This is a genomic window from Pseudomonas sp. 5Vm1k (genome assembly GCF_056161485.1).
On sequence record NZ_JBSPCZ010000014.1, the window covers coordinates 1 to 18,598 of the forward strand.

Annotated in this window: 17 protein-coding genes; 4 read left to right on the forward strand and 13 right to left on the reverse strand. The window is 60.3% G+C overall.

All coding sequences use genetic code 11. The annotated features are described in order from the left end of the window. Positions 1-91 precede the first annotated feature (91 nt). The 8 genes from ACWIKB_RS24120 to ACWIKB_RS24155 all read right to left on the reverse strand — a co-directional run bounded on the left by ACWIKB_RS24120 (position 92) and on the right by ACWIKB_RS24155 (position 6,855). Positions 92-1,024, reverse strand: a complete 933-nt coding sequence (locus ACWIKB_RS24120; RefSeq protein ID WP_475269843.1) for a sugar kinase — start codon at positions 1,022-1,024, stop codon at positions 92-94. A gap of 129 nt (positions 1,025-1,153) precedes the next feature. After that, entirely contained in the window at positions 1,154-2,371 is a 1,218-nt protein-coding gene (locus tag ACWIKB_RS24125; protein ID WP_475269845.1) for an amino acid deaminase, read from the reverse strand. A 39-nt stretch (positions 2,372-2,410) separates the two neighbouring features. Then, entirely contained in the window at positions 2,411-3,175 is a 765-nt protein-coding gene (locus ACWIKB_RS24130; RefSeq protein WP_475270112.1) for an IclR family transcriptional regulator, read from the reverse strand. Positions 3,176-3,405: 230 nt separating this feature from the next. Next, a complete protein-coding gene (locus tag ACWIKB_RS24135; protein ID WP_213938089.1) occupies positions 3,406-3,795 on the reverse strand; it encodes a RidA family protein in 390 nt (129 codons plus the stop codon). A gap of 36 nt (positions 3,796-3,831) precedes the next feature. Further along, on the reverse strand, positions 3,832-4,623 hold the full coding sequence (locus ACWIKB_RS24140; RefSeq protein ID WP_054615006.1) for an amino acid ABC transporter ATP-binding protein: 792 nt from the start codon (positions 4,621-4,623) through the stop codon (positions 3,832-3,834). After that, a complete protein-coding gene (locus ACWIKB_RS24145; RefSeq protein WP_054046640.1) occupies positions 4,620-5,282 on the reverse strand; it encodes an amino acid ABC transporter permease in 663 nt (220 codons plus the stop codon). Before ACWIKB_RS24145 ends, ACWIKB_RS24140 begins: the two co-directional genes overlap by 4 nt. Positions 5,283-5,291: 9 nt before the next feature. Further along, positions 5,292-5,954, reverse strand: coding sequence for an amino acid ABC transporter permease (locus tag ACWIKB_RS24150; RefSeq protein ID WP_054046642.1), 663 nt, complete (start codon positions 5,952-5,954; stop codon positions 5,292-5,294). A gap of 52 nt (positions 5,955-6,006) precedes the next feature. Further along, the gene (locus ACWIKB_RS24155) at positions 6,007-6,855 is read right to left on the reverse strand and encodes a transporter substrate-binding domain-containing protein (protein ID WP_475269849.1); all 849 of its coding nucleotides are present in this window, start codon (positions 6,853-6,855) and stop codon (positions 6,007-6,009) included. 366 nt (positions 6,856-7,221) lie between these two features. On the opposite strand from ACWIKB_RS24155, the gene ACWIKB_RS24160 reads away from it, so the two are divergent. Continuing rightward, on the forward strand, positions 7,222-7,653 hold the full coding sequence (locus ACWIKB_RS24160; protein ID WP_475269851.1) for a thioredoxin family protein: 432 nt from the start codon (positions 7,222-7,224) through the stop codon (positions 7,651-7,653). A gap of 142 nt (positions 7,654-7,795) precedes the next feature. On the opposite strand, the gene ACWIKB_RS24165 is transcribed toward ACWIKB_RS24160, so the two are convergent. After that, a complete protein-coding gene (locus tag ACWIKB_RS24165; RefSeq protein ID WP_475269853.1) occupies positions 7,796-9,355 on the reverse strand; it encodes a TerC family protein in 1,560 nt (519 codons plus the stop codon). Between the two features lie 386 nt (positions 9,356-9,741). Further along, positions 9,742-10,608: a LysR family transcriptional regulator gene (locus tag ACWIKB_RS24170; protein ID WP_475269855.1), complete on the reverse strand. Its 867-nt coding sequence runs from the start codon at positions 10,606-10,608 to the stop codon at positions 9,742-9,744. Positions 10,609-10,749: 141 nt separating this feature from the next. Here ACWIKB_RS24170 and ACWIKB_RS24175 point away from each other — a divergent pair, with 141 nt between their 5' ends. Continuing rightward, complete coding sequence (locus ACWIKB_RS24175) at positions 10,750-12,291, forward strand: MFS transporter (RefSeq protein WP_475269857.1); 1,542 nt, start codon at positions 10,750-10,752, stop codon at positions 12,289-12,291. A gap of 282 nt (positions 12,292-12,573) precedes the next feature. Here the strand turns inward: ACWIKB_RS24175 and ACWIKB_RS24180 are convergent, their stop codons facing one another. After that, a complete protein-coding gene (locus ACWIKB_RS24180) occupies positions 12,574-12,984 on the reverse strand; it encodes a MerR family transcriptional regulator (RefSeq protein WP_475269859.1) in 411 nt (136 codons plus the stop codon). Between the two features lie 78 nt (positions 12,985-13,062). Between ACWIKB_RS24180 and ACWIKB_RS24185 the strand changes: the two genes are divergently transcribed. Continuing rightward, positions 13,063-14,286 (forward strand): NADH:flavin oxidoreductase/NADH oxidase family protein, encoded by a 1,224-nt coding sequence (locus tag ACWIKB_RS24185; protein WP_475269861.1) that lies wholly within the window; start codon positions 13,063-13,065, stop codon positions 14,284-14,286. 87 nt (positions 14,287-14,373) lie between these two features. Next, the gene (gene poxB / locus ACWIKB_RS24190; RefSeq protein ID WP_475269863.1) at positions 14,374-16,098 is read left to right on the forward strand and encodes a ubiquinone-dependent pyruvate dehydrogenase; all 1,725 of its coding nucleotides are present in this window, start codon (positions 14,374-14,376) and stop codon (positions 16,096-16,098) included. Between the two features lie 106 nt (positions 16,099-16,204). Here poxB and ACWIKB_RS24195 read toward each other — a convergent pair whose 3' ends face one another. Further along, the gene (locus ACWIKB_RS24195) at positions 16,205-17,848 is read right to left on the reverse strand and encodes a phospholipase D-like domain-containing protein (RefSeq protein ID WP_475269865.1); all 1,644 of its coding nucleotides are present in this window, start codon (positions 17,846-17,848) and stop codon (positions 16,205-16,207) included. 110 nt (positions 17,849-17,958) lie between these two features. Beyond that, positions 17,959-18,561 (reverse strand): vWA domain-containing protein, encoded by a 603-nt coding sequence (locus tag ACWIKB_RS24200; protein ID WP_475269867.1) that lies wholly within the window; start codon positions 18,559-18,561, stop codon positions 17,959-17,961. Positions 18,562-18,598 lie beyond the last annotated feature (37 nt).

Genomic DNA, 18,598 nt, shown 5'->3' on the forward strand with positions numbered 1-18,598 from the left:
GCGAGCAAGCCCGCTCCCACAGGAGATCGCATTTCCATGTGGGAGCGGGCTTGCTCGCGAACCGATTGCGCAGCAAGCGGCCATACTCCGCTTACCTCGGGATCAGCGCTCCCGGCACTTGAATAACCTGGCTCGCCAACCGATGCCCTGCCTCAGCCGCCTCCGCCGGGCTGCCACCCTTGAGCCGACTGGCCAGATACGCCGCACTGAACGAATCCCCTGCCGCCGTGGTGTCCACCACACGTTCGACCTTCTGCGCCGGTACTTCGAACGACTCGCCATCACAGCGAATCAGGCACGCCTCGGCGCCACGCTTGAGCACCACCTCCGGCGTGCCGATCTGCTCGTACGCGTCAAACACCGCGTCTACACCGGAAAAATGAAACAGCGCCTGTTCGTCATCAACGGTGAGCAACGCCAAATCCACATACGGTAAAACACTGCGATACACCGCCCGAGCCTCTTCCAGCGATGCCCACAAACGTGGTCGATAGTTGTTGTCGAAAACAATGCGCGCGTCCCGCTGCCGGGCCTCGATCAGGGTTTCCAGTAACTTTTCCCGACCTTGCTCACCCAGTACTGCCAGAGTGATACCGCTGAAATACAAAACGTCGTAATCCGGCAACGCCGCCAGAATCGGCGCGGCCGCCGGAGTGGTGAAGCAACTGCGGACCGCCGCTTCGTTGCGCCAGTACAGAAAGCGGCGCTCGCCAGCGGCGTCAGTCTGGATGCAATACAAACCTGGCAAGCGCCCGGGCAAACGCTGGACCATTTCCAGGCCGATGTTCTCGGCCGCCCAGCTCTGGCACATGGCGTCGCTGAAGCTGTCATCGCCCAGGGCGGTGACGTAATCCACCGTGCCACCTTCGCCCAGTTCCCGGGACAGATAGACCGCCGTGTTCAGGGTGTCGCCGCCGAAGCTCTGTTGCAGGCTGCCGTCGGCCCGCTGCTGCAACTCGATCATGCACTCGCCGATCAGCGCGATGCGCGGGGTGTTGGGGCCGAGGGTGTTGATGGTGTTCATGGGTGTGGAATCTCGCGGTTCGGTGGTGTCTGGGCGGACCTCTTCGCGAGCAAGCCCGCTCCCACAGGGAAACGCATTCCAAATGTGGGAGCGGGCTTGCTCGCGAAGGCCTCGCCTCGGTGTGGAACCTTAGAAACAGGTGTCCATGGTTTCAATCACCTGCAACTGCTCATCCACCAGACACCCCGTACGCCATTTGTCGAACGTCAGGCACGGATGGGATGCGCCGAACGAAATGATGTCCCCAACCCGCAATTCAACCCCCGGTGCCACGGTCATGAACGCATGCTGGTCCATCACCGCCGTCACTTTGCAGGCGCTGACATCGTCGCCAATCGCCGGAATCACACCCGCCTTGTAGCGCAACAACGGCACCGGCAAACCGGCGTCGTACGCCACGTCGCGCTTGCCGAGGGCGATCACCGCAAAGCCCGGCTCCGGCAACGACTGCACGTGCGCCCAGACTTCCAGCGCCGGGCGCAGGCCTTCGTGCAGATCGCTGCGACGGTCGAGCACGCAGCATTGCGCTTCTTTGTAGATGCCGTGGTCGTGGGCCACGTAACTGCCGGGGCGCAGCACGCTGAGGAAACGTCCGCCGGCGTTCTGGGCTTCGAAGGATTCGGCGATCAGGTCGTACCAGGCCGAGCCCGAGGCGGTGATGATCGGCTTGGGAATCGCGAATGCCCCGCTGTCCTGCAACTGCACCGCCAGGCGCACCAAAGAAGAGGCGAATTCACGGATACCGCTGACCGCATGATCGCCATGGATGACGCCTTCGTACCCTTCGATACCGGTCAACGCCAGCGCCGGTTGTGCGGCGATGGCCTGGGCCAGCGCCACCACTTCGGTCTCGGTACGGCAACCGCAACGACCGCCAACCACGCCGTATTCGATCATCACGTTCAAACGCACGCCACGGGACGCGAAGTACGCCCCCAGGTCGGCGACGTTGTCCGGGTGATCAACCATGCAATGGAAGTCGAAGGTCGGGTCCGCCAGCAAATCAGCGATCAACGCCATGTTCGGCGTGCCAACCAGTTGGTTGGCCATCAACACGCGGCGCACGCCATGCGCATAGGCCGCACGGGTCTGCGTGGCGCTGGCCAGGGTAATGCCCCAGGCGCCAGCGTCCAGTTGGCGGCGAAACAACGCCGGGGTCATGCTGGTTTTGCCGTGGGGCGCCAGTTCTGCGCCGCTGTTGCTGACGAACGCCTGCATCCAGCGGATGTTGTGTTCCAGCGCTTCACGGTGCAACACCAGCGCCGGCAGGCTGACGTCGCGCACCAGATGGGCGCCGGTTTGCGCAAAGCCTTTTTCTACGGCGGCAGTCGTTTCGGCAGAAGACATGTTCGAACTCCTTACATTCGCGGCCGCAGGCAGCCGCGGTTATTCGTTGATACGTCGGGCCAGGTTGTTGGCACTGTCGATCAGTACCCGACGATAGTCGTTGTAATTGTTCTTGGCATCTGCCCGTGGGGCGACGATGCACAGGGTCGCAATGGCCACGCCGCTAGGGTCTTTGACCGGGGCGGCGAAGCAATGGGTGAAGGTGTCGGCGACGCTATCGAAAGAGAAAAACCCATCGATCCCGGCCTGGCGGATTTCCTTGAGAAACACCTCCAGCGGCAGGCGTTCACCGTTGGGCAGGATGAAGTCATCGTGGTCGATCAGGTCGATGATTTCGTCATCGCTCAAGTGCGCCAGCAGCAGGCGTCCGGACGCGGTCCAGGGAATCGGTGCGTTTTCGCCGATGTCCGAGGAAATACGGAAATGCCGCTCACCCTCTTTCATCAACGCCACCGTGTATTTGCGCCCGTTGAGCAGGCACATCTGCGCGGTTTCCCGGGTCTGGCTGACGATTTCCTGCAAGGCGTGATCGGCTTCGCGGGTCAGGTCGAAATGGCGCAAGTGCGCCTGCCCGAGGAAGTACAACTGACGACCAAGGTAGACGTGACCGTCCTTGCCCACGGGTTCGAGGATGCGTCGTTCCAGCAGCGAGGCCACCAGTTCGTAGACCGTGGATTTCGGGCTGCCGATGCCGCTGGCGATTTCGTTCGGACGCAGGGGCTGGCCGATTTCCTTGAGGAAATCGAGGATATCGAACGCCCGGTCCAGACCGCGAGCCCGGCGCTTGATGGTGTCTTCGGTCATTTCTTCAGGTTCCCATTCAAAGTCGCCGGGATAGTAACGGGCCGCAGTGTTGATGTCAGTCAGATCCACCCCTCACCCCCCGCCCTCACCCCAAGGGGGAGAGGGCGCCTGACCGTATCGATGCGGGAATTTCTGTCTGACATCAACATTGGCATCGATACAAATCAGTCCCCTCTCCCCTCTGGGGAGAGGGTTAGGGTGAGGGGTGGCCCTCAAGACCGCCCCACATCTCAAGCCTTTTTCTTGTACGCCACGCAGTCAATCTCAACCTTGCAATCGACCATCATGTTCGCCTGCACGCAGGCTCGGGCCGGGGCGTGTTCGGGTTTGAAGTACTCGGAGAAGACCTTGTTGAAACTCGTGAAATCCCGCGGATCCTCCAGCCACACGCCAGCACGCACCACGTCTTCCAGGCCATAACCGGCCTCTTCGAGAATCGCGATCAGGTTCTTCATGGTCTGGCGGGTCTGTTCGACGATACCGCCAGTGATGATCTCGCCGTCCAGCGCCGGCACCTGCCCGGACACGTGCAGCCAGCCATCGGCTTCAACGGCGCGGGCGAAAGGACGAGGCTGACCGCCAGCGGCGGTGCTGCCGGTGCCGTAACGAGTAATGCTCATGAGTGTTTCTCCTGCTTAAAAATTCTTTTGAAAAAATCAGAAACGCGTGTTCTTGAGAAATTCCGCCAAACGCGGCGATTTTGGGTGTTCGAACAATTCTTTCGGCGGCCCCTGCTCTTCGATCCGGCCCTGATTCATGAACACGATCTTGTCCGAGACTTCGAAGGCAAAACGCATTTCGTGGGTCACCAGCAACATGGTCATGCCTTCATCAGCCAGGCCCTTGATCACGTTCAGCACTTCGCCGACCAGTTCCGGGTCGAGGGCCGAGGTGACTTCGTCGAACAGCATCAGGCTCGGGTTCATCGCAATCGCCCGGGCAATCGCCACCCGCTGTTGCTGACCACCGGACAACTGACCCGGATAGTGATCGCGTCGTTCATACAGGCCGACCCGCTCCAGCCATTTCTCGGCCAGGGCGACGGCTTCATCCTTGTGCAGCTTTTTGACTTTGAGCAGACCGAGGGTGACGTTCTGCAACGCGGTGAGGTGCGGAAACAGGTTGAACTGCTGGAACGCCATGCCAGTCATCGCACGATGACGCGCAATGACTTTTTCGGCGTGGCGCACGCGCTTGCCGTTGACCTCGTCATAACCGATGGATTCGCCGTCGAGCAGAATCTGCCCGCCCTGGAATTCTTCGAGCATGTTCACGCAACGCAGCAGCGTGGTCTTGCCCGAGCCGCTGGAGCCGATCAGCGTGACGACGTTGCCGCGCTGCATGGTCAGGTCGACGCCCTTGAGCACTTCAAGCTTGCCGTATTGTTTGTGCAGGCCGCGAATGTCCAGCAGGGCCTGGCCGTTTGGTGCAGTAGAAGTCTGAGTCATGGCAAAGCCACCCGCTTTTCAATGTGCCGGCCGAGTAATTCGATGGCGTAGTTGATGACGAAAAAGAGGAAACCGGCGAACAGGTAGAACTCCAGGGTCATAAAGGTCCGGGCGATGATCTGTTGCGTGCTGAGCAGCAACTCGGCGACGCCGATCACCGACAACAAGGTCGAGGCCTTGACGATCTCGGTGGATGAGTTGACCCAGGTCGGCAAGATCTGCCGCAACGCCTGGGGCAGTAACACATAGCCCAGGGATTGATAAAACGTCAGGCCAATCGCCTTGCTCGCTTCCATCTGCCCCCGCGGCAATGCTTGTAATGCACCGCGCACGATCTCGGCGACGTGGGAGCCGCAGAACAACGTCAGCCCTAGCGCACCGGCCTGAAACGCGCTGATCTGCCAGCCCAGTGCCGGCGCCATATAGAAGCAGGCCAGCACCAATACAAACACCGGCGTGCCACGAATCAGATCGACGTAGAAACGGAACGGGGCGCGCATCCAGACATTGCCGTAGGTCAGCACCAGTCCGGCGACAATGCCGATCAGCGTACCGAGCAAAATCGCCAACGCCGAACACTGCACGCTGGTCAAAAAGCCTTGCCACAGGACTTCCCGCGCCACCCATAACTCATGCAACCAACTTGGGGATTCGTACATGGGAGGCTCCTATCGGCGGATCGCCAGACGCTGTTCGAGGTAACGCAGCATCATGGCAATGAGGTAACAGGCCGCAACATAGAGCGCTGTGGTCACCATCCAGGTTTCAATCACCCGGTAGCTCTCGACATTGATCTTGCGCGCGTAATAAGTCAGCTCCGGCACCGCAATCGCGGCCGCCAGTGAGGTGTCCTTGAACAGCGAAATGAAGTTGTTCGACAGAGCAGGCAGCACGTTGCGCAGCATCACCGGCACGGTGACGTAGGCCTTGACCTGCCATTCGCCCAGACCGATCGCCAGCCCGGCTTCGCGCTGGCCCTTGGGAATGCTCAACAGCCCGCCACGGAACACTTCGGTCAGGTACGCCCCGGCATACAGCGACAGGGTGATGATGAACGAAGGGATCTTGTCCAGACGAATGCCCAGGCTCGGCAAAGCGAAGTAAATCAACAGAATCAACACCAGAATCGGCGTGTTACGGATCACCGTCACGTACACCGACGCCAGCACCCGCAACGCGCGGTGCTTTGAAAGCAAAGCAAACGCCATCATCAGGCCGATCACGCAGCCAATGGCGATCGACACCAGCGCCAGCTCCAGGCCCAGACCGAGCCCCGCCAGCAAACTGGGGAAATCACGCCACACGGCGGCAAAGTTCAACTGATAGTTCATGGTCAGCAGTACCTTGAACGGGGCGCTCTATAGCCGCCCCGCTCTCACGGGATCATTTGAATTCGACAGGGAAACCGATGGCAGGGGTCGGCAGATCGACACCGAACCATTGTTTGAACGACGCCGCGTAAGCCGGGAACTCAACGCCGGTCATGGCTTCATGCAATACGGTGTTAACGAAGTTCAGCCAATCCTGATCGCCACGCTTGACGGCGCAGGCGTAGGTTTGCGGGCTCCAGGCGTAGGTTGGGCTGCGATAGCGACCAGGGTTCTGCACCATCAGGTATTTGACCGAGGACTGATCGGTGGCGGCAGTGTCGGCGCGGCCGGAGTTCACGGCCTGGTACATCAGGTCAACGCTGTCGTACTGATCAACCTTGGCTTTAGGCAACGCCTGATGAACCAGTTCTTCGGCGTACACGTTCTGCAGCACGGCCACGGTCACGCTGTCGCCAGCGGCTTTGAGGTCTTCGATTTCCTTGTACTTGCTGTTGGCCGGCAGCAGTAGGCCGACGCCTTCGCGGTAGTACGGCAGAGTAAAGGCCACTTGCTGCGCACGGCTGGCGGTGACGGTGATGAACTGGCAGCTGATATCGACCTTGTCCGTCAGCAGGTTCGGAATCCGCGCATCGGAGGACTGCACCACGTACTCGACCTTGCTTGGATCATTGAACAAGCCCTTGGCGATCATGTGCCCGATGTCGATATCAAAACCCTGCAACTTGCCGTCCGCTCCCTGGAAATGCCACGGCGCGTTGGTACTGCCGGTCCCCACGATCAATTTGCCACGGGCCAGCACGCTATCGAGCTTGCTGTCCGCCGCCTGGGCAACACCCATGGCAGCGGCCGAAGCCGCGAGGATAAAAACACACGCTTTGAACAAGGAAGGTCGGCGATGCATGGCAAGCACTCCAGAGTGTTGTGTATTCCGTTATACCGGACGTTGGTGTGTAACAACGGAATAGACAGCAGAAAGTGTGCCATAGGATGTGAGGCCTATGTTGGGAAGATTGAAAAGTGTTTTGAATCAGAGGGATGCGTGATGGGCGGGGAAAAGCGTTACCGAACGCACGGGATTAGGGAGCGCTACCGTTGGCTACAGAGGGCGGGTACTTGCACCACATTCGAAGCAAGGCGATTCAAAATGTGGCACAGGACGATCCGCAAGGACGGGCCTGTGACACCTGTAATTTCTGACAGTAGACCCACCTTCCGCCCTCCTTTAACGTCAACGAGCCTTCGATGATGTTGTGAAAAGGAGACATCAATGACTTCGACAACCCCTCCCACGGCGTTGGCCGCGACCTACCGCAAAGCCCTGAAAACCTGGCGCCCGGTGATTCTGTACTTCGGCAATCAGCACTGTCCTGCTTGTGAAGAGGCCGGACCGGTTTTTCGGGCGATTGCCGAGACGTATCGGCATCGTGCGGACATTTATATGTTGAACACCAGTGAGTCGCCTCGGCATCCGAATGTCACCGGGACGCCGACGGTGTTGTTTTACAAGGATGGGAAACTGGTGAAGAAGCTTAAGGGGATTGGTACTCCGCAGACGCTGGTGGCGGATTTCGTGGCGCATATTGGCAAGGTGAAGCCTCGGAATGTGGCTCGAAAACCGAGGCATGATTTAGTGTGGTTGCGGCGGACGTTGCGTGGTTTATGTACGGTGGCGCGGGCGCGTCAGGTGGGCAGGGTTTGAGTGAGTGGTTGCCAGATAGATCGCCTTCGCGAGCAAGCCCGCTCCCACATGGATTCAGTGGAGTACACAAATAATGTGCTCGCCGCAGATCCAGTGTGGGAGCGGGCTTGCTCGCGAAGAGACCCTCAAACCCAACGCAAAATTACCCGCTGATACGTACCAACAACACCCGCACCACCCGCCGCTCTTCAACCGCCATCACCGTCATGCTCCACCCATCCCGTTCATGCCGGTCGCCCATCATCGGCAACCGATCCAACACGCTCATCACCAACCCGGCCAGGGTATGGTAATTCTCGGTGGGTTCAGCGCTGAAGCCAGTCAACTGCCTCACCCGCGCCAGGCTCAATGCGCCGCTGACCATGAACCCGCCCTGCTCTTCGACCAAATCCGGGCCTTCGATTTCGCTGGCGTCCGGCAGTTCGCCGGCGATCGACTCAAGAATATCGGTTATGGTCAGTACGCCGACGAAATCGCCGAATTCATTGACCACAAAGGCAATGTGGGTCGAGGCCTGACGCATCTGTTCCAGGGCGTTGAGGATCGAGTAGCTGTCGAGCAAGTTGATGGTCGTGCGCGCCAGCTCTTCGAGGTCGGGCTCATTGCCAGCCAGGTAGTCCTTCAACAATTCCTTTTTATGCACGAAGCCCAGTGGCTCATCCACCGCGCCATCGCGAATCAGCGGCAGGCGTGAGTAGGACGAGTGCATCAGGCGTGTACGAATGGTTTCGGCATCGTCGGCCAAATCGATGTGATCGACGTCAGCCCGTACCGTCATCAGTGTACGAATCGGCCGCTCGGCCAATTGCAGAACGCCGCTGATCATCACCCGTTCACGGCGGTCGAACAGCACTTCACTCGGCGCCTCACCGTTATCCAACAAGTCGGCAATCTCTTCACCGACCTCTTCCACCGCCAACCGGCGACCACCGAGCAAACGCATCACCGCATGGGCCGTGCGCTCGCGCATCGGTCGCAAGCCCTGCATGGAGCGCTTGCGCCGGGCACGGGCGATCTGGTTGAACACTTCGATCAGGATCGAGAAACCGATGGCCGCATACAGATAACCCTTGGGAATGTGGAACCCCAGGCCCTCGGCGGTCAGGGCGAAACCGATCATCATCAGGAAGCCCAGGCAGAGCATGATCACCGTCGGGTGTTCGTTGACGAAGCGGGTCAGCGGCTTGCTGGCGACGATCATCAGGCCGATGGAAATGATCACCGCGATCATCATCACCGCCAGCTCATCAACCATACCCACGGCGGTAATCACCGCATCCAGGGAAAACACCGCGTCAAGCACCACGATCTGCGCCACGATTGGCCAGAACATCGCATAAGCGGCGTTGCTAGACCGTTGGCCGACATGGCCTTCGAGTCGCTCGTGCAGTTCCATGGTGGCCTTGAACAACAGGAACACACCGCCGAACAGCATGATCAAGTCACGCCCGGAAAAGCTCTTGTCGAACACCTCGAACAGCGGCTGGGTCAGGGTCACCAACCAGGAAATACTCGCCAGCAAGCCAAGGCGCATCAGCAACGCCAGGGACAAACCGATGATCCGCGCACGGTCGCGCTGATGCGGCGGCAATTTGTCCGCCAGGATCGCGATAAACACCAGGTTGTCGATGCCCAGCACCAGCTCCAGCACGATCAACGTCAACAAGCCCAGCCATGCGGTGGGGTCAGCTATCCATTCCATAAAACTGTCTCGTTCTCTTCAGCGAATTCAGAATGCCGGGCACGGCAAGGTACGGCGCGAGGGCCGTGGGGCTGTAATGGCAGGAAGAGATGGTAGTCGGAAAACCGGGTGTTTGGCGTGCGTCAGAGTTGCGCGAATGCGCGAGATGAAGGGCTGACTGGGAGGCTCCGAGAGGGTGTTCATGCAAGTCCTGAAAGGAAAAAGGACTTGGAGCGTACAGGTGGTGGTGACTTTTCCCACAGCGGGAAATCATTACAAGATCTGTAGGTCACCTGGAATCACGGTTGTTCTTCTAACCGCTATCGCGAGCAAGCTCGCTCCCACATTGGTTTTGTGGACACTGAGTATCCCTTGTGGGAGCGAGCTTGCTCGCGATGCTTTTGTTCTTAACTATCTCTGACCCGCTCAATATATCTGGCCACCGCCCGCGACTTCTCAAAACGCCGATAAATCATCGACAACCACGAACTCGCCTCACACGCCTCGATCTCCCGGTACACCACCCCGGGCAACCCGACATGCCCCACCACCGACTCCGGCACCACCGCCACGCCCTGCCCCAACGATACAAGGGCAATCACCGCCACCAACCCGCCCGGTTGCACCCCCAGCTTCGGCGCGAATCCGCCATGGGCCGCGACCTGCAAGGTGCCGTTGATTTGTTCCGGCAGGATGAAGGTTTCTTTTTGCAAATGCGCCGGGCTGATCTGCGGCAGGCGGCACAGCCAGGATTCGCTCGACAACGCCAACACAAAGCCTTCCGCATCGAGCCGAATCGCCTCCAACCCCTCGGGCAAGGTCATGGGCGAGCGGACATAACCGATATCGAACCGGCCCTCAATCACCAGGCCCGGCAACGCGGCCATCGGGCTTTCCCGCACATTCAGGCTGACGTCCGGGCATTCGCGGCCAAAGGCTTGCACCTGTTTTTGCAACAACCCCGAGTACACCGCTGAGGCTACATATCCGAGTTCGATATGGCCGATATCGCCACGCCCGGCGCGCTGGGCATTGCGCTGGGCGAATTCAAATTGGCGCACCGTGGCCTCGGCCTCGATCACCAGCGCGGCGCCAGCCTCGGTCAGGCTGACTTCCCGTTGCTGGCGCAGGAACAATCGGGTGCCGAGTTCGGTTTCCATGTCCTGGATCTGCCGGCTCAAGGTCGGCGGCGCGATGCCCAGTTGTTCGGCGGCGCGGGTGAAATTGCGCTGCCGGGCAACGGCCAGAAAGTAGCGGAAATGGCGTATGTCCATCGGTGGATTAGCTCAAAGGTAATGAAGTCCCGACTGCTAGCTAACAAAGCCTGACGCCGCCCGGGATAAGCTTTCGATGCAATCACAGTAGAGAGCCGAAAGCATGCCCGTCAAACACCTTACTCAAAAGGCAACCACCTTATGAACCGGATCAGCCCGCGCCTGACGCTGTTGACCGCCTCCGGGGTGTGTTCGCTGATCGTCCTCGACACCAATATTGTCGCCGTCACCCTGCCGACCATCGCCCGCGACCTGGGCGCCAATTTTGCTGACATCGAGTGGGTGGTCAGCGCTTACATGCTGGCCTTCGCCGCGTTGTTGCTGCCGGCGGGCAGCATCGCCGACCGTTTTGGCCGGCAGAAAACCCTGCTCTGGGGCCTGGGGATTTTCATTCTTGCCTCGCTCGGTTGCGGGGCCGCGCCGAATGCGTTGTTCCTCGACATTGCCCGGGCGATCAAGGGGGTTGGCGCAGCTCTGCTGTTGACCTCGGCGCTGGCCTCCATCGGCCATACCTTCCACGACGAAGTGGAACGGGCCAAGGCCTGGGCGTTCTGGGGCGCGTGCATGGGCGTGGCGATGACCGCTGCGCCAACCCTCGGCGGTTTGATCACCGAGTACGTTGGCTGGCGCTGGATCTTCTACCTCAACCTCCCAGTAGGTTTACTGCTGATGGCAATGGTCTGGCGCAACGTACCGGAATCCCGGGACACCCAGTCCGCGCGCCTCGATCCGTGGGGCAGCCTGGCGTTCAGTGCGAGTTTGTTGTGCCTGATCTGGGGCTTGATCGAAGCCAACCGCATCGGTTGGGCCAATCCACTCACCTACACGCGACTGATCGGAGGCGCGGTGCTGCTGGGGCTGTTCGTGGTGATCGAACGGATGCAGCAGCGGCCGATGATCGACCTGCAATTGTTCAAGCATCCACGCTTCATCGGTGCGCTACTGGGGATGTTCGCTTATGCCGGTTGCGCTCAGGTGATGATGACGTTGCTGCCGTTTTACCTGCAAAACGGCCTGGGTTTTTCGGCTATCGCGTCGGGACTCGGGATGTTGCCGTTTGCCCTGACGATGCTGATCTGCCCACGCATCGGCGCACGGCTGGCGAGCCGGTTTGCCCCCGCGACCTTGATGGCCGCAGGGCTGACGCTGGTCGGCAGCGGCAATCTGCTCAGCGCCTGGGCGGTCAACAGCGGCAGCTACCTGCCCTTCGCCCTGGCGATTGCCGTGACGGGTGCCGGCGCCGGGTTGCTGAATGGCGACACGCAGAAAAACATCATGGCCTGCGTGCCACGGGACCGCGCCGGCATGGCGTCGGGCATGAGCACCACCATGCGTTTCAGCGCGATCATGCTGGCCATCGGCGTGTACGGCGCGTTGCTGGCCAGTCATACCGAGTTGTTGCTGCGTAACAGCCTGTCGGGGCAATGGCTGGAGCAGACGCGCGGCATTGCTTCGCGGGTGGTGGCTGGCGACATGACGGCGGCGCTGGGCTTGTTGCCGGACACCGCGCGAAGCGTGGTTGAACCGTTGGCGCGGCAAGCGTTCGTTGGCGGCTTCAGTCTGTTGCTGTTGGTCGCGGGGTTATTGGCGCTGCTGGGTGCGATGGTGGTGGGGACGTTGATGCGTAATCCGATTCCGGTCCCTTCAAACCACTTTTCGGAGGGTGTAACAGGATCCGGCTGAGGGCGCTGACTGTCAGGGCCTCATCGCGAGCAAGCTCGCTCCCAAAGGGTAGCTGTGGTGAACACAGAATTTGTGTTCGACGATGATCCCCTGTGGGAGCGAGCTTGCTCGCGATGGCGGCTGATCAGTCAGTAACGATGTTGCCTGACAAACCGCTTTCGCGAGCAAGCTTTGCTCCTACAGGGGATCTGCGGTGGGCACAGAATCTGTGGTCGACAATGATCCCTTGTGGGAGCGGGCTTGCTCGCGAAGAGGCCCTGTCAATCGCCACCCATGCAGCAATCAGCGCGACTGTTTGAACGATGAAAGCACCCGCTCGGCATTGGCATCGCAGCCCATGCCTTCGGGCTTCGCCTGAATGTCGTCGATCACCGCCAGCAGCTTTGCCTTGCTCTGCGCCAGGTGCTGCTGCATTTCTTCGATCTGCTCGACTTTACGCGTCAGGCCTGCCAGCAGTTCGTCGTGCTTGAATTCTCCGGTCGCCGCGTCCGGCATCAACTGCTTCAACTCTTCCAGGCTGAAACCGGCCTGTTGCGCGCACTGGATCAGATACAGGGTTTGCAACACCTGTTCGGGGTAATGCCGGTAGCCGTTGGCCCGACGCTCGACTTTCTGGATCAACCCTTGAGCCTCGTAAAACCGAATGCGCGACGGATTGAACCCGCTTAACTCCGCCAATTCACCAATCTTCATCTGCGCCTCATTTGCCTGCTTGACATTAAAGTTAACTTTAAGCTTAGCCTCCACGCATTACTTATGAGGAGTCAAGCCATGTCGCCCTTCCAAGCGTTGAATTTGCCCAACGGCCAGACCATCGGCAATCGCATTGCAAAAGCCGCGATGGAAGAAAACCTCGCGGACACTCAACAGGCGCCTTCGACTGCGCTGCTGCGTTTGTATCAAGCCTGGGCCGAGGGCGAAGCTGGTTTGTTGCTGACCGGTAACGTGATGATCGACCGGCGTGCCATGACCGGCCCCGGCGGCGTGGTGCTGGAAGACGAGCGCCACCTCGAGCGCTTTCGCCAATGGGCGACGATTGGCCGGGCCGGTGGCGCGCAGTTTTGGGTGCAGCTCAACCATCCGGGCCGTCAGACCATGGCCAATCTTGGCCAGCAAGCCTGGGCGCCGTCGGCGGTCGCGCTGGATCTGGGCGGGTTCTCGAAAATGTTCGCTGAGCCTAAACCGATGTCAGAAAGCGATATCAATGAGGTGATCCAGCGTTTCGCCTCCAGCGCCACTCTGGCGGAAAAAGCCGGGTTCACGGGGGTGCAGATTCACGCGGCCCACGGTTATTTGCTCAGCCAGTTCTTGTCGCCGCTGACCAATCGCCGCACCGATCAGTGGGGCGGGTCTCTGGAAAACCGTGCACGTCTGCTGCTGAATGTGGTCAGTGCTGTGCGCAAAGCAGTCTCGCCGCAATTCTGTGTGTCGGTGAAGCTCAACTCGGCGGACTTCCAACGCGGCGGCTTCGATGCCGACGATGCCAGGCAAGTGATCCAGTGGCTCAACGAACAGCAGATCGACTTGCTGGAGTTGTCCGGCGGCAGCTACGAAGCCCCGGCCATGCAAGGCGAAGCCCGGGACGGCCGGACCCTGGCGCGCGAAGCGTACTTTCTGGAAATGGCCGGCGATCTGGCCAGCGTGGCGCGCATGCCGGTGATGGTGACGGGTGGTATCCGCCGTTTGGCGATTGTCGAGCAAGTGCTCGACAGCGGCATCGCCATGGCCGGGATCGGCACCGCGATGGCGGTTGAACCGCAATTGGTCAAACACTGGCGCGAAGGCCGGAACAGCCACCCGCAACTGCCGCCGATCCACTGGAAACGCAAACCCCTGGCCGCGCTGGCGACCATGGCGGTGGTGAAATTCCAGTTGCATCGTCTGAGCCGAGGACACCAGCCCCGCCCTCAGGTCTCAGCCCTGTGGGCGTTGATCCGCGATCAGGTCTACATTGCCCGACGCACCCGCCAGTACAAACAGGCGATGGCCAAGTAAGCGCAAATCGGCGTGAGTCATGAGTGCCGTTGAGTTGTCCTCTTTTAACCCCGAGGACAATTCATCGATCACTGGAGCACCTCATTCATGGCGAAAATCACCATTGCCCAGCAACTGGCAACCACCCTTGAACAGGCCGGCGTCAAACGCATCTGGGGCCTGACCGGCGACAGCCTCAACGGCCTGACCGAAGCCCTGCGCACCATGGACAGCATCGAGTGGATGCACGTGCGCCACGAAGAAGTCGCGGCGTTTGCCGCCGGGGCTGAAGCGGCGGTCACCGGGGAACTGGCGGTGTGTGCCGGCAGTTGCGGGCCGGGCAACCTGCACCTGATCAACGGGTTGTTCGACTGCCATAAAAACCATGTGCCGGTGCTAGCGATTGCGGCGCAGATTCCTTCGTCGGAAGTCGGCCTCAACTATTTTCAGGAAACCCATCCGCAGGAGCTGTTCAAGGAGTGCTGCCACTTCGTCGAACTGGTCAGCAACCCGGCGCAGATGCCGCAGGTGCTGCACCGGGCGATGCGCAGCGCAATCCTCAATCGTGGCGTCGCGGTAGTGGTGATTCCCGGTGACGTGGCGTTGCAGGAAGTCGAAGACAACCTCAAACCCTGGCCGACCCTTTCCCGACCACGCACCCTGCCCGCGCCCCAGGATCTGGATCGACTGGTCGAACTGCTGAGCCAAAGCAAAGCCGTGACCCTGATGTGCGGCGCAGGTACAGCCGGGGCGCATGATCAAGTGGTGGCGCTGGCCGACGCACTCGGCGCGCCGGTGGTGCATGCGTTGCGCGGCAAGGAACACGTGGAATGGGACAACCCTTTCGACGTCGGCATGACCGGGCTGATCGGCTTCAGCTCCGGCTATCACGCGATGCTCAATTGCGACACCCTGGTGATGCTCGGCACTGATTTCCCGTATCGGCAGTTCTACCCCACCGATGCCACCATCATTCAGATCGACCACAACCCCGAGGCCCTCGGGCGCCGTACCACGCTGGACCTGGGCATCGCCGCCGACGTCGGCGAAACCCTCGCCGCGTTGCTGCCGCGCCTGCCGTATCGCGGCGACCGGAGTTTTCTCGAATCGTCGCTCAAGCATTACGAGAAAGCGCGTCAGGGCCTCGATGACCTGGCCCAGCCGTCCGCGCCGGGCCGGCCGATTCACCCGCAATACCTAACGCGCTTGCTCAGCGAACTGGCGGATGAAGACGCGATCTTCACCGCCGACGTCGGCACGCCAACGGTGTGGGCGGCGCGCTATCTGAAAATGAATGGCAAACGCCGGCTGCTGGGTTCGTTCAACCATGGCTCGATGGCCAATGCCATGCCTCAGGCGATTGGCGCTCAGGCTGCATTTCCTGATCGACAGGTCATTTCGCTGTCGGGCGACGGCGGTTTCAGCATGTTGATGGGGGACTTCATTTCCCTGGCGCAGTTGAAGTTACCGGTGAAGATCATCGTCTACGACAACGCATCGTTGGGCTTTGTCGCGATGGAAATGAAGTCCAGCGGGTTGCTCGATACCGGCACGGATTTGCATAACCCGGACTTTGCGGCGATGGCCAACTCAATGGGCATTCTCGGGATTCGGGTTGAAGAGTCTGAAGCCCTGGAACCGGCGTTGCACCGAGCGTTGGCCCATGACGGACCGGTTTTGGTGGATGTGATCACCGCGACCCAGGAACTGGCGATGCCGCCGACCATCAAGCTGGAACAGGCCAAGGGGTTCAGCCTGTACATGCTTAAAGCAGTGATGAGTGGGCGTGGGGATGAAGTGATTGAGTTGGCGCGGACTAACTGGTTTCGTTAAGGCTTGCGAAGATTCCCTGTGGGAGCGGGCTTGCTCGCGAAAGCGGTGGGTCAGTTGGCATAAATGCTGACTGACACGACGCCTTCGCGCTCCCACAAGGGGAATTCTATCGACCGGAAAACCGCAGCCGCGACAACGCCCGCAAATCCCCTTCCACATAATAATCATTGGCCCAGCTGTCATCCGCCGCCAACGGCTGCACCTCTTTCAACGCCAGTTTCTTCGCAAAATAGCGAAACCGGTAATGCTCATAAAACCGCAGCAACTCCAACCCATACCGGTCCGCCAGGTCGGTATCGCCACGAATGATCAGGTAGTTTTCATCGTTGCCATTACTGGCCGACACGCTGAGGTTGTGACTGCCGCTGATGATCGTCGGCGTATCGGTGGTGAAGTCGGTGACGATGGCTTTGGTGTGCACCAGCAGGTTGCCCTTCTGGCCTTTCATGTTTTCCTTGAGCCAGCCTTCCAGCCCGGTGTTGAGCAGCGCCGTGGCGGCGAATTCGGCGGTGCGGTCGGCGTGAAAACCGGTGATGCGGCTGACGGTGTTTTGCAGGCCGTAGCGCAGGATGTCGTCGTGGGGTTCGCCGAGCAAAGCGTTAAGGATGTCATCGGGCAACGCGAACGCGGTGACGAACAGCACGTCCTTTTTCGCCGCGTTGATGATCTGCACAAACTCGTGCAAGTCGCCCTGGCCGGTGCGCGGTGAGAACCCGGCGAACAGCGGCTGGGTTGGGTCCATCGGGTTGTTCTTGGTCAGCCAGGTGCGCGTCGCACCGACATCCGCCGGATTGGCCCAGACCTCTTCGAAGGTTTGCAGGTAACTGGCGCCGATCCGCGCATCGTCGAGCACATGCACCACGTTAGCCTGGCGGTAGACGCCATTGGGCGTGAAGTTGGTGCTGCCGCAAAGCACCGCTTGCGGCCTGTGCTCCCCGCCCTCCAGTTTGCTCAGCACAATGAATTTGTCGTGAAAGATGCTGTGAGTGACCCGCCCGCGCTTGTTCGCTACCGGGATCTTTTCCAGGCTGGCCTCGTTCATCGTGGTGTCAGGATCGTCCGGTTGCGCGTGATACAGCACCCGCACCTTGACCCCGCGGGCGAACGCGGCGTTCACCTCATCGATGATTGACTGCAACTGGTATTCGTAAATGGCGATGTCCAGCGCCCATTGATCGTCCACGGCACGCTGAATAAACCCCAGCAAGCGCCCGAGCAAACCGTTTTCCAGCCATTGCTGCGCCGCCACGGGCCAGGCTTCGATAGGCAGGCCTTTGTTCGCGCTGATCTGCGCATCAAGGTCGGGAAACTTGCGCTGGAACGCCTGGCTCGCCGCCACGGCGCGGTTAAAGATCACGCTCTGGTTGTGCGGCAGGCCATCGTCGGAAGTGATGGTCAATTCGAGGAATTCACCCAGTTGTGGCGCGTCGGGTGTGCCGTAGGCCAGGTGGACGCGGTAATGCATGGTCGTCCCCGGATTGACCGCGTAATCGGCCCAGCGGAATTTCTGCAGCGGGGCGATATCGCTGGGGGTGGCGTGGTATTGGGGGAACGTGTGGACTTTGCCGGGAAAGGTCAGGCTGTTGAACAGAAATAGCCAGGGTTTGGTGCCTGACTGTTTCTCGATGGCAAAACCCAGCAAGCCTTTGCGGCGGGGCTCGGCCAGGTCCATGGCCAACAGTACGCCGTTGGTGCCGGCGTAGGCTTTGACACGGAAATCGTCCTGAGGGTTAGCGGCTATAACGCGCATGGGTCACTCCTGTGAAGATCAAAAGATCGCAGCCTTCGGCAGCTCCTACAGGTTAGGTGTACACATCAATCAATGTAGGAGCTGCCGAAAGCTGCGATCTTTTCGGTCCGCTACACATCATCGATATGTCGGTACTCTGCCTGTAACTCGCTAGCCAACACCTTAGCCCGTCCCAGCCGAATCGGCCCGCGCTCGATATCAATCAACAGCCCTGGACACCCCAGCACCGGCAACCCCGGCCAGTCTTTCAACCGTCCATCGGTCACCAGCAACAAACGCTGCAGTTCCGCCGGGAAGCGCTTCTGCCGAGCAGCCAGCCACTGCCCCGCCTCATGCAGCGCCGCCAGCATTGGCGTGCCACCGCCGGCGCCCAAGCCATCAAGCCAGGTACGCAAACCGCTGGAAGCCTTCAAACCTTGCACCTGCCACTTCGGCGCACTGCCACTGGCCGTCAACAACGCCAGACGCGCACGCTGACGGTAGGCGTTGTCGAACAGTTGCGCGAGCAAGCCCTTGGCATCACTCAACGCCTGATGACGTCGGGTCGACGCCGAGGCATCGACGATCACCAACCACAGTTCGTGGGCCGAACGGGTGCGCAGATGAAACAACAGGTCTTCACGCAAACGCGGGCGCCCGTTGAGCAAGGTGCCCGGCCAGTTGATCGAGCCTTGCGGGGCCGCACGGCGCTTGCCCTGTCGGCCATTGTCCAACCGTCCAGCGCGGGGTTTGGCATTCGCCCCCGCGTCA